This window comes from Nonlabens sp. SCSIO 43208 (genome assembly GCF_050703575.1).
GTDB lineage: Bacteria > Bacteroidota > Bacteroidia > Flavobacteriales > Flavobacteriaceae > Nonlabens > Nonlabens tegetincola.
Window position 1 is genome coordinate 2,221,522 of the sequence record NZ_CP065365.1, and the last position, 14,704, is coordinate 2,236,225.

At 35.2% G+C, this 14,704-nt stretch carries 14 protein-coding genes; 3 read left to right on the forward strand and 11 right to left on the reverse strand.

The genetic code is table 11. The annotated features are described in order from the left end of the window. Positions 1-142 precede the first annotated feature (142 nt). From I5168_RS10230 to I5168_RS10240, 3 genes are all read right to left on the reverse strand, one after another. The gene (locus I5168_RS10230; protein ID WP_105018985.1) at positions 143-757 is read right to left on the reverse strand and encodes a nitroreductase family protein; all 615 of its coding nucleotides are present in this window, start codon (positions 755-757) and stop codon (positions 143-145) included. 87 nt (positions 758-844) lie between these two features. Further along, a complete protein-coding gene (locus I5168_RS10235; protein WP_105018984.1) occupies positions 845-1,090 on the reverse strand; it encodes an acyl carrier protein in 246 nt (81 codons plus the stop codon). A gap of 9 nt (positions 1,091-1,099) precedes the next feature. Further along, complete coding sequence (locus I5168_RS10240) at positions 1,100-2,377, reverse strand: beta-ketoacyl-[acyl-carrier-protein] synthase family protein (protein ID WP_431471700.1); 1,278 nt, start codon at positions 2,375-2,377, stop codon at positions 1,100-1,102. Positions 2,378-2,491: 114 nt separating this feature from the next. Here I5168_RS10240 and I5168_RS10245 point away from each other — a divergent pair, with 114 nt between their 5' ends. Continuing rightward, complete coding sequence (locus I5168_RS10245) at positions 2,492-3,754, forward strand: POTRA domain-containing protein (RefSeq protein WP_431471701.1); 1,263 nt, start codon at positions 2,492-2,494, stop codon at positions 3,752-3,754. Here I5168_RS10245 and I5168_RS10250 read toward each other — a convergent pair. The 7 genes from I5168_RS10250 to I5168_RS10280 form a co-directional block, all read right to left on the reverse strand. Further along, complete coding sequence (locus I5168_RS10250) at positions 3,751-4,182, reverse strand: 3-hydroxyacyl-ACP dehydratase FabZ family protein (RefSeq protein WP_431471702.1); 432 nt, start codon at positions 4,180-4,182, stop codon at positions 3,751-3,753. The genes I5168_RS10245 and I5168_RS10250 overlap by 4 nt on opposite strands. Before the next feature lie 2 nt (positions 4,183-4,184). Further along, positions 4,185-4,964 (reverse strand): SDR family oxidoreductase, encoded by a 780-nt coding sequence (locus I5168_RS10255; protein WP_431471703.1) that lies wholly within the window; start codon positions 4,962-4,964, stop codon positions 4,185-4,187. After that, positions 4,958-6,010 carry a type III polyketide synthase gene (locus I5168_RS10260; protein ID WP_338350650.1) on the reverse strand — a complete coding sequence of 351 codons (1,053 nt, stop codon included), beginning with the start codon at positions 6,008-6,010 and terminating at the stop codon, positions 4,958-4,960. The genes I5168_RS10255 and I5168_RS10260 overlap by 7 nt, the downstream gene beginning before the upstream one ends. Further along, a complete protein-coding gene (locus I5168_RS10265; protein ID WP_105018978.1) occupies positions 6,007-6,729 on the reverse strand; it encodes a methyltransferase domain-containing protein in 723 nt (240 codons plus the stop codon). Before I5168_RS10265 ends, I5168_RS10260 begins: the two co-directional genes overlap by 4 nt. Then, complete coding sequence (locus I5168_RS10270; RefSeq protein WP_431471704.1) at positions 6,701-7,822, reverse strand: NAD(P)/FAD-dependent oxidoreductase; 1,122 nt, start codon at positions 7,820-7,822, stop codon at positions 6,701-6,703. Before I5168_RS10270 ends, I5168_RS10265 begins: the two co-directional genes overlap by 29 nt. 62 nt (positions 7,823-7,884) lie before the next feature. Further along, positions 7,885-8,073 (reverse strand): hypothetical protein, encoded by a 189-nt coding sequence (locus I5168_RS10275; RefSeq protein WP_146105004.1) that lies wholly within the window; start codon positions 8,071-8,073, stop codon positions 7,885-7,887. Positions 8,074-8,145: 72 nt separating this feature from the next. Then, on the reverse strand, positions 8,146-10,152 hold the full coding sequence (locus I5168_RS10280) for an alpha-ketoacid dehydrogenase subunit alpha/beta (protein WP_431471705.1): 2,007 nt from the start codon (positions 10,150-10,152) through the stop codon (positions 8,146-8,148). A 103-nt stretch (positions 10,153-10,255) separates the two neighbouring features. Here I5168_RS10280 and I5168_RS10285 point away from each other — a divergent pair, with 103 nt between their 5' ends. Beyond that, entirely contained in the window at positions 10,256-11,035 is a 780-nt protein-coding gene (locus I5168_RS10285) for a phosphatase PAP2 family protein (protein WP_431471706.1), read from the forward strand. A gap of 11 nt (positions 11,036-11,046) precedes the next feature. Next, the gene (locus I5168_RS10290; RefSeq protein ID WP_431471707.1) at positions 11,047-11,997 is read left to right on the forward strand and encodes an isopenicillin N synthase family dioxygenase; all 951 of its coding nucleotides are present in this window, start codon (positions 11,047-11,049) and stop codon (positions 11,995-11,997) included. A gap of 54 nt (positions 11,998-12,051) precedes the next feature. Here the strand turns inward: I5168_RS10290 and lon are convergent, their stop codons facing one another. Beyond that, a complete protein-coding gene (lon, locus tag I5168_RS10295) occupies positions 12,052-14,505 on the reverse strand; it encodes an endopeptidase La (protein ID WP_060522525.1) in 2,454 nt (817 codons plus the stop codon). Positions 14,506-14,704 lie beyond the last annotated feature (199 nt).

Below are 14,704 nucleotides of genomic sequence, written 5' to 3' on the forward strand. Positions count from 1 at the left end.
TTTCTCAATTTTTGTAGTGCAAAATTACGAAATCGTTAGCGTAATACGTATGAGTTTTTGAATTTGATTTTAACCAAAGCTCAAGGCCTGGCTTTGATTTAAAAAGAAAAACTCCCGTATTAAATTCGGGAGTTTTCTTTATTTATTGGATATCAGCTCTTTTTACATAATCCCCATTAAAAATAAATTCTTCTTGAGGTTTTCGAGAGCGTTTTCCATGCTCCATTTCTTCTAAATCATCAGGAAGCTTACTAGGATCACCACCATAATGTCCTATGGCAATTGCAGTTGTAAAATGATACTGTTCTGGGAATTGGAATTCAGATTTTGCTTTTTCGTGATCAAATCCTGCCATCTGGTGAATAGCTATTCCCATTGATTGAGCTTGAATAGCCATAGTTGCTACATATTGTCCAAGATCATAAAGGGCATGAAAGTTATTGTTACCATCTGGATTTTTTGTATCCATTACTGCTAAAGCGAGAGCTGGAGCGTCTTGAGCCCATTGCTGGTTAAAATCGTCCAAGCAATCAAAAATTCTGTCGTACGCCTCGCTTCCTTTGATTCCATAAACAATATTCCAAGGTTGCCAATTGTTACAGCTAGCAGCCCAACGACCAGCTTCAAACAAACTATATAAATCTGTTGCAGTTACTGGAGCATCGGAAAAAACTCGTGGACTCCAGCGATTTTCTATTATTTCGGTAATTGGATGGTCGGTAGGTGTTTCCTTAAGTAATGGTGCTTTATCTTGCATTTTTTATTTTAAAAATACAACTAGCACCTTTTAATCACTAGGCTATTAAGATTGTTTAACTGCAAACGATTGAAAAATTAACGCTTTTTATAATTTGTTCTGTATGACTGTAGTTGCATCTTCAACGCGTTGCATTTGCTGCATATCGTTTTCATCAAGCATTATATCAAAAGTATCTTCCACATCCAAAACAATATCAACAAGGTGAGCGCTATTGATTCCTAGATCTTGCATGAGGTGGCTTTCTGGTTTAATAGAACTTTCTGTCACATCCTGTGGCAAGTAAACCTTTACAATTTCTAATAGTTTTTGATTTATTTCCTGAGTTGTCATTGATAATTTTTAAGGTTTAAAGGTAGATAAAATTGCACATGCATTTACGTCTCCAAATCCAAAACTTGCTTTGGCCAACGAATGAATTTTAGTTTTAATAGGTTTTAATGGAACTTTTTCTTTATCAATTACAGAAACAATTTCCGGATGTAATTGAGAAATATTGATATTAGGATATACCACTTGATGATGAAGTTGTAATGTAGAACCTACAAGTTCTATACTGCCAGAAGCTGCCAGGCAATGACCTATTGTGGATTTGAAAGAATTTATGAATGGAAAATCCTTGCCTGACCTATTTAAAGCTGCAGACCAATTTTTCACCTCAAAGCCATCTTTACTAGTAGCTGTAATGTGACCATTAATAACATCGATTTGAGAAGAGTCAATTTTTGATTCGATTAATGCTGTTTTAATACAAGCTTGTACCGCAAGACCATTGGGAGCAGTCATTGAGCCACCATTAGTTTGTCCACCGCTATTTAAATGTCCTCCTTTTACCTCTGCATAGATTGTTGCCTTTCTGGATAAGGCGCTTTCTAATGTTTCTAATACTAAACAGCCTGCTCCACTACCAGGAACAAAACCGCAGGCATCATGTGAAAATGGTCTACTAGCCATCTCAGGCTTGTCATTGTATTTAGTAGGTAAAATACGCATAGCATCAAAGCCGCCCCAAATGTAGGGTCCAGAATCACTACAACTACCGACTAACATGCCACGAGCCTTACCTGACTTTATTCGATCGTATCCCATCAAAAGAGCTTCGGTACCGGTAGAACAAGCGCTGCTGTTTGTGGTCACCCAATTACCTAAACCTAATTCACCACTTATCCAAGCGCTTACACCACTACTCATAGTTTGGATAACACTAGTGCTACCTAAACGCCTTACGTTGTTGTCATCTATGTGGTGTATTGCCTCTCTAAACTTATCTCCACCACTTTGTCCTGTACCAAAAACAACTCCTATGTCTTCATGATAGGACTTGTTTTTAAAATCGATACCAGAATTCTCAAAGGCTTGTTTAGCACTAATTACACCATACATTAAACCAGTTGCAAGCAGTCCTCTTTGTTGTAGCGCTGTGAAATGTTGGTCAATTATTTCTTGGGTGAGTTGCGGTTTCCCAGCTACTTGACACTTAAATTGTAATTCTTCTAATTTCTTTTGATGTTTTAAGCCAGATGTACCAGTAAGTAAAGCTTTATGAAAGTCATGTATGGTAATAGCATTTGGTGCTACTACACCTAGTCCAGTAATTACTACTCTTCTATCTTTACTCATTAATATTATTTATTTAAATGTACTACATAAAACAGACATGTTTGTGATAATAATGTAATAGAATTCATATTAATTGAAGATATCTTGTAAACCGTTCTCCCTTAGTTTTGCTTTATGAAAAAAGCTGTAGCACTCGTAATATATCTCGTAATAACTAGTTCCTTTGCGCAGAATGATATGATCATTGAGCGAATCGAATTTGAAGGCTTGAAAAAAACTAAGGAAAGCTTTCTAAGATATTTAATTAAAACAAAGGAAGGTGATGTTGTTAATTTTAAAACACTTAATTCTGATTTAGAGCGGCTTAATCGTTTAGCTGGAATAGCAAAAGCTACCTATCAATTAACTAATGATGAAAATAGAACTACAATAGCATTTTCAATAGTTGAAAACTTCACTATAATTCCTGGAGTTCGAGTATCCCAGGCTAGTGATGATAGTTTTTCTTATAGATTATCCTTATTTGAATTTAATTTACTGGGCCGCAATCAAATCATAGGTGGTTTCTATGCCAAAAACGTTTTTAACAGTTATGGATTGTACTGGGAAGCACCCTACGCTATTTCCAATAAATGGGGAATTGGTGTAAACTATATAAGCAATATTACAAGAGAACCCGTTTATCAAAATGATGAAGAACAAATATATAAATTCAATAATCCTAACGCTAGCCTATATGTGCTCTATGAACATAATTTCCACAACAATTTTCAATTAGGAGTAAAGTATAGCGACGAGCGTTATGAAAGAATTGAAGACCTTACTATCCTTAATTTACCAGAACACATTGAAGAGAAGAGATTTAGCATATTAAGTGAATATGAGAATAATCACATCAATATAGATTATCAATATATTGAGGGATCAAGGAATCAAATTAACCTAGAATATAAAACAGGGATGATTGATGAGTTGAGCAATACTCTTCTAGTAAGATGGGACTCTGAAAGATTTTATCGCATTGCAAAAAAAGGGAATTTGGCTAATAGAATCAGGCTAGCCTATTCTAGTTTTAATGGTAGTGAATTTGCACCTTTCACCATAGATAATCAACTTAACCTACGAGGTTCGGGAAATACAGTTGATCGTCATACCGGTGCCATTACTGTAAATACTGAATACCGTCATACCTTGTTTGAAAAAGGTTGGTTTGTTTTACAAAGCAATACGTTTGTAGATGCAAGTGCGGTGAGAAAACCACTTGCAACTATAGAAAATGCTTTTAGCGCTTATGGATTAAACGTTTATTCAGGAATAGGATTTAGATTTATACATAAACGTATTTTCAATGCGGTGATACGAATTGACTATGGTGTAAGAATTGCAGGAGATTATAATAGCTCGGGAATCACCTTCGGTATAGGACAATATTTTTAAAAGTGGTCAGTAATCATACCACTCAATGTTCCACGAGCAATAATTTCGTTATTCTCATTCCTCATATTTACTTGAACCTTTAGTTTATGAAATCTATAATAAACTAATGTAGAAGAGACTATTACAACTTCATTGGGTAGTACTATTTTTTCGAATATCACATGATTTTCTGTCATCACTATACTAGCATGCTCTAATGATGGATTAAGGTAAATTCCAAAACATACTAACCCGATTTGAGCCATACATTCTGTCAAGATTACGCCAGGAGTCACTGGATTATTCTTAAAATGATGTCTGTAGAATGATTCGCTTTCGCGAAAGCGGTACCATGCTACTACTCCATTTTCATGAATTTCATTGATGCCATCTACAAAACAGAAATCCTTACCGTAGGGTAACCTTTTAAGTATATCGCCTTCCTTCATAATTATCGTAAATGCTCGCCACCATCGACTTTTATAACATCTCCATTAATCCAAAAACTTGCAGGATCACACATAAGCTCTACTACTCTCGCGATATCTTGTGGTTGAGTTAATCTATTAAATGGATTGCGTTTTTTAGTTTTATCAATAATTTGATCAACGCCGGGAATGCGAGACAAGCTTTGAGTTAAGGTTACTCCAGCTTGAATACAAATACTTGATATTTGATAAGGGGCAAGTTCAACGGCCAGACTGCGAGTGATAGATTCCAATGTAGTCTTGGCGGCACTTACCGCAGCATATCCTGGAAGCACGCGACTACTTCCTTCGCTTGTAAAACTGATAATTCTTGCTGGTTTATCAAATAAGTCCTTTTTCAATAATTGCATTGACCAAGTATATAACGATAAACCCATAGAACTAACTGTTTGCTCAAAATCTTGACTAGTTAAAGAGTCTTGTTCTTTACTAATGGGTTTTAAGTTCCCTTTTGCAATACTATGCAAGAGAATATGTAATTTAATGTTTTTAGTTACCAAGGCCTGTGAAATCTCGTCCACCACTATGGATCGCGTTGCATCTTTATTAAATGCAATAAGCTCTATTCCATAGGATTTTAATTGTTCAAAATCGCTGTTCACTTTCTCCATCATCATTCTGCTAGCTCTATATACGATTATTAAATTCATACCTTGTTGGGCTAATTCTAAAGCACTAGCATAGCCTAAACCTGAACTACCTCCTAATATAAGAGCCCATTTATTAGAATATTTTTTTACCATTCTAGTAATACTCTTTGTGCAGTAAAACCAGGACCAAAGCTAAGCATAAGACCCAATTCACCAGCAGTTATTTCCTTATTCATGAATCGCTCTAACACAAATAACACAGTAGCACTACTCATGTTACCGTATTGTCGTAAGACTTCTTTGGTATCATCAATATTTTTGCCCAATGGTTCAAATAAATCTTGAACCGTTTGTACTATCTTTTTACCACCCGGATGAAACACCAAATGAGACAAATCATCAATTGTTTTATCATAGCCTTTTAAAAAAGGGTGAATAATCGATTCGAAATGTGAAGCAATTGTTTCAGGAACTGTTTTATCCAGCACCATTTGAAGTCCTGTGTTAACTAATTCAAATCCCATCATGTGAGTAGCATCAGGAAAATGATACATGCCATTACCTATTACTTTTGGACCTTTATCATTTTTATGGGAAGACATGAGAACACAAGCACATCCATCTCCAAATATGGCTGCACTCACAATATTTGCCATACTATAATCTTGCAGTTGAAAAGTAGCTGTAGGCGCTTCAACAGCAAGTATGCAAGCACGCTTATTAGGATTTGCCTTTAAAAATTCAGTAGCATAAATCATTGCCGAAACACCTGCCACGCATCCCATTTCTGTTACAGGTAATCGCACAATATTTTGTTTCATATCGAGCTCATTAATTAAATAAGCATCAATAGAAGGGATCATGATTCCAGTACAACTTACTGTAATAATATAATCTAGATCCTGTGCCTGCCAATTTGCCTTTTCTAATGCATTTGTGATCGTTTTCTTAGCAAGAGGAACTACCTCTCTTTTGTATATATCATTACGTTCTTGAAAACTACTTGCGGTAAAGACCTCTGTAGGTTCCATAATGGAATAGCGCTTGTCTACTCCAGCACCTTCAAAAATTTTAATAGCCTTACGTTTAAATCTAGAATCTTGCTCAGACAACCAGGTGTCAACAAAGGGTAAAATATCTTTAGTTTCTTTGTAGTACTGCGGTGTAGATGTACTTACGGCATTTATTGTTACGTTCATTCAAGAGAGATTAGCCATACATATCTAAAGGACCATTTCCAATTTAATCTGTAAGAGGTAAATTTAGCTTCTTGTGCGTATTTCCTGAAATCAGATTTTTTAAAACCTGAAGCTATACTGATTAAACCATCATGTCTGGAGATATAGTTCTTGATAAAAATAGGGCTTAAATATTTAAAAAAAACAAAAGCTAGATAATGTCTATGTAAATCGTTGATAATAATATGTTGAGTTCCCAATTCCTTTGCTTTTTTTAAAAACTCTATAATTTGAGTATCTGTGAAATGATGAAAAGTTAAGGTACTTATGAGTATATCACACTTAATGTCTTGAGCGGTTAAATCAAGGATATCGCTTTCGCGAAAGCGTACTCTATCATAACCTTTACTTAAATTGCGCGCATTATCAATGCTTTGTGCACTTAAATCTATACCTAAAAATTCAATCTCGCTATTATCAAGATGATCGTGTAGATAGCGCAACATACTTCCATTACTACAACCTAAATCAACAATATTGAGATTTTTATTTGTTGATTTATTAATGATGTTTTTAATAGCTTTAAGTGTAAACCTATAACCACCTAGTAAATTATTTACTTTATTAATATCCTCTACCGCTGCCTTTAATGTATCAGGATTGATATCGGTCGCATCCATAAGTTCTGGAAGATCATTACGTAGATCGCGGTTATAACGAATATGTGACAGATTGGCCATGGGTATGTTTTATGATGGTTGGTAGGACCTTTGGAACATGTTTGATAATCTTAAAAGCAAATTTATTAATACTAGGTTGCAGTAGTAATGATTGTAATTTTTTACCAGCGTTTAATCTTGAGCCAAACGTTCCTTCCCATTCTCTTGTATAACCTTGCAACATCTCCTCTTGAGAAAGTTGTTTTTCAAATCTACGTTTTAAAAATTTAGAAGCTATAAAGGCACTATGAATAGCCATTGCCATTCCATTGCCGCATAGCGGATGTATTAAACCAGCTGCATCACCAACAGCAAGACAATCATTAACAACAGCAGACTTTTTTTGAAAACTGATTTGAGAAATTGAAAGTGGATTTTCCCATAATGGAGATGCCTTCTCAAAAAATGATTCTAAGTAACTGTTTTTTGACAGCACCTTTCGTTCAAAATCTTGAACATTTTTATATTCAGAGAACTCCTTATTATTTGCCAAATAACACAGATTAACCGTATCATTCTCTACCATGGAAATGCCAGCATATCCTCCATCAAAATGATGTAATCCTACTTCATTTTTATCCATTTCATAATTATAATGTCGTTTAATTGCCAGCCATGGTGTCTTGAACTTGATAAATTCTCGATCTAGACTTTTATCTAATAACGACCTTTTTCCTGTTGCTATAAGAACTTGGTTTGCAGTAAATTCATCTTGTTTGGTTATAACTTTGAATCCTGTCGAGTCTTTTATGACATTAACTACTTTATCCTTTTTGTGACAACCTTTGACAATAACCTTATCATACAGTGCCTTGTCTAGGCAAAATCTAGATATACCAACGGCTCCCAATGGCAAACTAGTTTTTTGAGAAAAGTTAGAATTTAGTGTAAGGTGAAGTTTAGAAATGGAAACATCAGTAAGAGACTGAATATTTATTCCTAATTGATCAAATAATGGAAGTACTTCATTGCTTAAATACTCACCACATAATTTATGTCTAGGATAAGTATCTGGATCAATTAATAGCACATCATAATCTTTACCTAATAATATGGCAGCGGTAAGACCAGCCAATCCACCACCGGCAATGATTATGTCATAAGAAGATTTCACCTAGTAAAAGTAGGTGCTTTGGATATATTAAAAGAAAAAATAAACTTAATAATTTAGGACAACTACTTTTGTTTCTTACGTTTTTGAATAAATTTTAAAACGAAGTATAGAACAAGCAGTGAAGCAAAAATACCAAACATTAATTGGCTAATCATGCCAAGGCTACCATCAGTAGGACCAAAAAATGCCAGTAGACCAAAAAGAATAGTAAGGATTAGTAAGGATGGCCGAAACATGTCAGCCTCTTCCATAAATTTCATTTTCATTTCCCCATAATTTGTTAGCTAGATACTTACAATATTAGGGATAATATTATTCTCAAGCTAATATTCCAGAAGATTTTTTATAACTTCATCTAACTTGTAATTAGCTAGATACTGATTCTCTAACCCTTTTTCAAATGGTATTGGAGTATTTAAACTTCCTACAACTTTCACAGGAGCATCCAGATACTCAAAACAAACATCGGCGATGTGTGCTGCTATGTCTTTCATAACACTTCCTACAGCACTATCTTCTCCTAAAACAATTACTTTTCCTGTGCGTTTTACCGAATTTTCAACAGCATTATAATCGATAGGTGCAAGACTGCGTAAATCTATGATGTCTATATCAACATCCAATTCTTTTTTAGCGTCAAGAGCCCAATGTACACCCAATCCATAGGTAATAATACTTATGTCTTGTCCTTGTGATAAATGCGCAGCTTTTCCAATAGGAAGGTTATAGTAACCATCTGGAACGTCCTGATAAACTGATCTATAAAGCGCCTTATGTTCAAAAAACATCACTGGATTGGGATCTTCTATAGCACTTATTAGTAATCCTTTGGCATCTATTGGGAAGGCTGGATACACGATTTTTAAACCTGGTGTTGTGAAGAACCAACTTTCGTTAGTTTGCGAGTGAAAAGGTCCTGCTCCTACTCCAGCTCCACAGGGCATGCGTACCACAACATCGGCATTTTGCTGCCATCTGTAATGAGATTTTGCTAGATAATTAACTATCGGATTAAAACCACTACTCACAAAATCGGCAAATTGCATTTCTACAACTGCCTTCATGCCAGCAATGCTCAATCCCATTCCTGCCTCTACTATTGCACTTTCACAAATAGGCGTGTTACGCACTCTACCAGAACCAAATTCTTCTAGAAAACCTTCTGTAATTTTGAAAACTCCACCGTAATCTGCGATATCTTGTCCCATGATTACTAGGTCTTCATATCTTTTCATGCCTTCAAACAGACCATCTTTAATAGCATCAACTAGTCTGATATTTTGTGTTGATTTTCCAGGTCCTATCTCTTTGTATACATGTGGTTTATAGACGTCATCAATTTCTTGTAACGTGGATGGTGTTGGGTACGCTTTCGCGAAAGCGGTGTCTAAACCTTCATTTATATCAGTTTTAAATTGTTGCTTTATTTCCTCTATTTGATCAATTGTAATTATACCTTGATTTAATAAGAATTCTTCAAAACGCGTAACAGGATCTTGCTGTTCCCAATAAGCCATTAAGTCCTCTGGAACATATTTTGTACCACTAGCCTCTTCATGCCCACGACGTCTAAATGTTTTGAATTCTAATAAAATAGGTCTAGGATTTTCTCTAATATCATCAAGAATACGACTTACGGTAGTATATACTTCTATAATGTTATTTCCATCGATAATGTGGGATTCTATACCGTAACCTAGACCACGATCTGCTATATGTTCACAAGCGTATTGTTCTTGAGTAGGTGTGCTTAAACCATACCCATTATTTTCTACACAAAATAAAACAGGTAATTGCCAAACGCTTGCAACATTGAGTGCCTCATGAAAATCGCCTTCACTTGTTCCTCCTTCACCAGTAAATACAGCGGTGGCTTTTGAAGTATTTTTAAGTTTCTGTGCTAGTGCAATACCATCGGCAACTCCTAATTGAGGTCCTAAATGAGATATCATTCCTACTATGTGGTATTCTTGTGTGCCAAAGTGAAAGCTGCGATCTCTTCCTTTTGTAAAACCTTCTACCTTACCTTGCCATTGAGCAAATAATTTCCAAAGCGGTATATTCCTATTTGTAAATACACCTAAATTACGATGCATAGGTAAAATATACTCATCCTGCTGCATAGCAAGTGTAATACCACATGAAATAGCTTCTTGCCCAATTCCTGAAAACCACTTTGAAATTTTACCTTGTCTGAGCAAAATAAGCATCTTCTCCTCAATCATTCGAGGTAACAACATGCTTTTATATAATTCAATTTGCTTGTAATCAGGTAATTCGTTTTTAAATAAATCGGTTAAAGTCTTTGGGCTGCTAAAAACTCCGTTCATGAGAGAAAGGTTACAATATTTCTTAAATCAAATGTAACGAAATCGATTTCAAAAAGCTTTTGTTTATAGAATAAAATAGGTGTGTTATTTTTGACCTCGATTTATGAAGAAACATCTTCTTTTATATGTAGTAGTTGCACTGTTTATTTTTCCAAAAATTTACGGTCAACAATCTGATTTCAGTTTAAATTTAAATGAGCCTTTAGAATTTAAACATGAGTCCTTATTGTTACCTACCTTTTTAATTGCCTCTGGTGCTTTTGGTATAAGAAAGGGTCCTATTAGAGATTTAAGTGTTGAAATAAGAGAGTCTCTTAAACCAGATGGTTCAAAAGTAACAGTGGACGATTACCTGCCTGCCGTAGGAATAGCTAGTGCTTATGGTTTGGAATTTACAGGATATAAAGGTCGATACGATTGGAAAAACAAAACAGGTGTTCTTTTAGTGTCTGGATTATTCATGTATTCTAGCGTAAGGATAACTAAAAATAATATAAGCGCTCGCAGACCTAGTGGTAGATCAGTAAGTACATTTCCTTCTGGCCATACGGCGCTCACTTTTATGGGTGCAGAGTTTTTACATCAAGAATACGGTCACCGCAGCATATGGTTTAGTATAGGTGGTTATTCAATAGCCACTCTCACTGGTTTTTTGAGAATTTATAATGACAAACACTGGTTCAATGATGTTCTTGCTGGTGCTGGAATAGGAATTCTTTCAACAAAATTAGGATATTGGTTATATCCTATGATAAAGAATATTATATTTAAGGATAAAAATAAAGTTGAATACTCTAGCCAGTCAAAGAAAAGCTATACTATTCAATTTGCTCCGATTGTAAAAAATAATGAGTTACAATTGGGAGCATATATACAATTTTAATAATTTAAGACATGACAAATATTCCTAGTGTAGATCTAGCTGATTTTTTAAGTGATGATCCCGTAAGAAAAAAGAAGTTTATCACAGAAATAGGAAATGCTTATGAGGAAATAGGTTTTGTTTCCTTAAAAAATCATTTTTTAGATGATGAACTTACAGAGAAGTTATATAATGAGGTGGAGAAGTTTTTTAAACTTCCTACGGATGTAAAAAAAGGATATGAACGCGAGGACTTAGGTGGACAACGTGGTTATGTTTCTTTTGGAAAAGAACATGCTAAAGGAAAGAAAGAAGGAGATTTAAAAGAGTTCTGGCACTTTGGACAAGAACCTGCTGCCGATGCCAATTTAACGGAAAAATATCCTGACAACGTTCAGGTCAAAGAACTTCCTCATTTTAATGAAGTTGGAATGCAGGCGTACAGAATGCTAGAAAAAACCGGTATCTATGTATTACGTGCACTTGCCTTGTATATTGGTAAACAAGAAAACTACTTTGACCACTGGGCTAGTAATGGGAATTCAATTTTAAGACCTATACATTATCCACCAATTACCGAAGAGCCAGATAACGCAGTGCGTGCTGGCGCACACGGCGATATTAATTTAATAACCTTACTTATGGGTGCTAGTGCACCAGGTTTGCAAGTAAAACATAAAGACGGTCGTTGGATAGATGCGATCGCAGGTGAGGATGAACTCGTTATCAATGTAGGCGATATGTTGGAAAGACATACTAACAACAAATTACGATCTACTATACATAGAGTAGTTAATCCTCCAAGAGAGTTATGGCATACTAGCCGCTATAGCATACCATTCTTTATGCATCCTAGAAGTGAAATGCCTTTAGATTGTCTTGAAGAATGTATCGATGATAATAATCCAAAACAGTATGATGATATTACTGCTGGTGAATTTCTACATCAAAGATTAGTTGAAATCGGATTGATCAAAAAATAATTACAAAAAAATAGCCGCTTTAAAAGCGGCTATTTTTTTTAAGTATAAACTTGGTTACAACTTTTTAGCGTTTTTAACCTTCTGTTTAGTAATAGCTAATTCAAGTACTTGACTCATATCAGACACATAATGGAACGTCAATCCCTTTAAGTACTCTTCCTTTATTTCTTCAATATCCCTGCGGTTTTGCTCGCAAAGTAAGATCTCTTTAATCTTAGCACGTTTAGCTGCTAGAATTTTCTCTTTAATTCCACCGACAGGTAGCACTTTTCCTCTCAAAGTAATTTCACCTGTCATCGCAATGCTTTTCTTCACTTTGCGCTGCGTAAATAAAGACACTAGAGAGGTTAACATCGTAATACCAGCACTAGGACCATCTTTTGGTGTTGCACCTTCTGGTACGTGAATGTGAACATTATACTTCTCAAATACCTCTGGATTAATTCCTAATTGATCGGCATTTGATTTAATATATTCCATGGCAATAGTGGCGCTTTCTTTCATAACCTTTCCTAGGTTACCTGTGATCGATAGTTGTCCTTTACCCTTACTTAATATGGATTCAATGAATAAAATATCACCACCTACTCTTGTCCATGCTAGTCCAGTCACTACACCAGCAACATCATTATTTTCATACTTATCTCGTAGAAGTTTTGGAGAACCCAAAACCTCTATGATAGTATCGTTTGAAACCTTGATGTCGTAATCGTCTTCCATGGCAATACTTTTTGCAGCATAGCGTACCATTTTTGCAATTTGCTTATCAAGAGTACGTACACCACTTTCTCGAGTATAGCCTTCAACGATTTTTTCAATCTGTGGTTTACCTAATTTTAAATGCTCCTTATTAAGTCCGTGCTCTTTAAGTTGTTTAGGAAGTAAGTGTTGTTTTCCTATTTCTACTTTTTCTTCAATGGTATAACCAGTAACATTGATTATCTCCATCCTATCACGTAAAGCTGGTTGAATAGTATTTAAACTATTACAAGTAGCTATAAACATAACCTTACTCAGGTCATAACCCATTTCCAGGAAGTTATCGTAGAACTCACTGTTTTGTTCTGGATCTAATACCTCGAGCATAGCACTTGATGGATCACCATTATGACTGCTACTTAACTTATCAATTTCATCAAGAACAAAAACTGGGTTTGAGGTTTTGGCCTTTTTGATACTTTGAATAATTCTACCAGGCATGGCACCAATATAGGTTTTTCTATGACCTCTAATTTCCGCTTCATCACGCAAACCACCCAGAGACATTCTTACGTATTCACGGCCTAAAGCTTCTGCAATAGATTTACCTAGTGAAGTTTTACCAACACCTGGAGGACCGTATAAACACAAAATTGGAGATTTCATGTCATTACGCAATTTAAGTACTGCTAGATATTCTATAATACGTTTTTTAACGTCATCTAGACCATAATGATCGCGATCTAAAATTTTCATCGCTCTCTTTAGGTCAAAATTATCTTTACTAAATTCATTCCATGGTAACTCAAGGAAAAGGTCTAGATAGTTGCGTTGAATAGAGTATTCTGCAACTTGAGGATTCATACGTTGCATTTTGGCCAACTCCTTATCAAAGTGCTCTTTTACCTTATCATCCCATTTCTTCTTCTTAGCACGCTGGCGCATATCATCAATTTCTTGATGTGAGCTCACTCCACCACCCAATTCTTCTTGAATGGTCTTCATTTGTTGATGAAGAAAATATTCTCGCTGTTGTTTATTTATATCACTTTGAACCTTAGATTGAATGTCGTTTTTAAGCTCCAGTTTTTGAAGCTCAATATTCATATATCTTAAAGTTTCAAGAGCTCGTTCCTTAAGATCATCCATCTCTAGCAACTGCTGCTTCTCTCCTACCTTAAGATTCATATTAGAAGACACAAAATTCACTAAAAACGAATCAGACTCGATATTTTTAATAGCAAAAGTCGCCTCTGATGGAATATTAGGACTTCCCTTAATTATCTCTAGTGAAGATTCTTTAATCTTGTCAATAATTGCTTCAAATTCCTTATCTCCTTTTTCTGGTCTAGTATCACCTGTAGGTCTGGTACTAGCTTCCATATAAGGCTCGGTTTTAACGAGAGTATCTATCTCAAAGCGTTTTTTACCTTGAATAATGACCGTTGTATTACCATCAGGCATTTTGAACACCTTAAGTATACGGGCTACAACACCTGTTTTGTGTAAATCTTCAAAAGTAGGATCTTCAATTTCCTCGTCTTTTTGAGCTACAACACCTATAGGATTGTTGTTACGATTTGCGTCTTGTAATAACTGAATAGATTTGTCACGACCAGCGGTAATTGGAATTACAACCCCAGGAAATAATACCATATTACGCAACGGTAAAATTGGAAGTACTTCTGGAATAGATTCTCTATCCATCTCCTCTTCATCTTCCTGACTCAATAACGGGATAAATTCCGCATCTTGATCAAATTCTTGCAGTGACAAGTTGTCTATATTGAATTTTTTAGGTTTAAACATAATAACATTTAGGTAGACAACCTGTCATAGGGCTGCCTGTACGTTTAATTTAAATATTTTTTTCTCCGCTTTCGCAAAAGCGCAATCCCAAACCACAACTAACTGTAAAACAACTATATTGACCTAATTAATCAAGTGTAACCTTACATCGAAAGAAGGGAAAAGGGTCTTTTTTCTGATATAATTTTCAAATTTCTTG

Bases quoted from the DNA above. Each gene is read 5' to 3' on its own strand.
- I5168_RS10230 (WP_105018985.1), bottom strand. From the start codon at position 757: ATGCAAGATAAAGCACCATTACTTAAGGAAACACCTACCGACCATCCA.
- I5168_RS10235 (WP_105018984.1), bottom strand. From the start codon at position 1,090: ATGACAACTCAGGAAATAAATCAAAAACTATTAGAAATTGTAAAGGTT.
- I5168_RS10240 (WP_431471700.1), bottom strand. From the start codon at position 2,377: ATGAGTAAAGATAGAAGAGTAGTAATTACTGGACTAGGTGTAGTAGCA.
- I5168_RS10245 (WP_431471701.1), top strand. From the start codon at position 2,492: ATGAAAAAAGCTGTAGCACTCGTAATATATCTCGTAATAACTAGTTCC.
- I5168_RS10250 (WP_431471702.1), bottom strand. From the start codon at position 4,182: ATGAAGGAAGGCGATATACTTAAAAGGTTACCCTACGGTAAGGATTTC.
- I5168_RS10255 (WP_431471703.1), bottom strand. From the start codon at position 4,964: ATGGTAAAAAAATATTCTAATAAATGGGCTCTTATATTAGGAGGTAGT.
- I5168_RS10260 (WP_338350650.1), bottom strand. From the start codon at position 6,010: ATGAACGTAACAATAAATGCCGTAAGTACATCTACACCGCAGTACTAC.
- I5168_RS10265 (WP_105018978.1), bottom strand. From the start codon at position 6,729: ATGGCCAATCTGTCACATATTCGTTATAACCGCGATCTACGTAATGAT.
- I5168_RS10275 (WP_146105004.1), bottom strand. From the start codon at position 8,073: ATGGAAGAGGCTGACATGTTTCGGCCATCCTTACTAATCCTTACTATT.
- I5168_RS10280 (WP_431471705.1), bottom strand. From the start codon at position 10,152: ATGAACGGAGTTTTTAGCAGCCCAAAGACTTTAACCGATTTATTTAAA.
- I5168_RS10285 (WP_431471706.1), top strand. From the start codon at position 10,256: ATGAAGAAACATCTTCTTTTATATGTAGTAGTTGCACTGTTTATTTTT.
- I5168_RS10290 (WP_431471707.1), top strand. From the start codon at position 11,047: ATGACAAATATTCCTAGTGTAGATCTAGCTGATTTTTTAAGTGATGAT.
- lon (WP_060522525.1), bottom strand. From the start codon at position 14,505: ATGTTTAAACCTAAAAAATTCAATATAGACAACTTGTCACTGCAAGAA.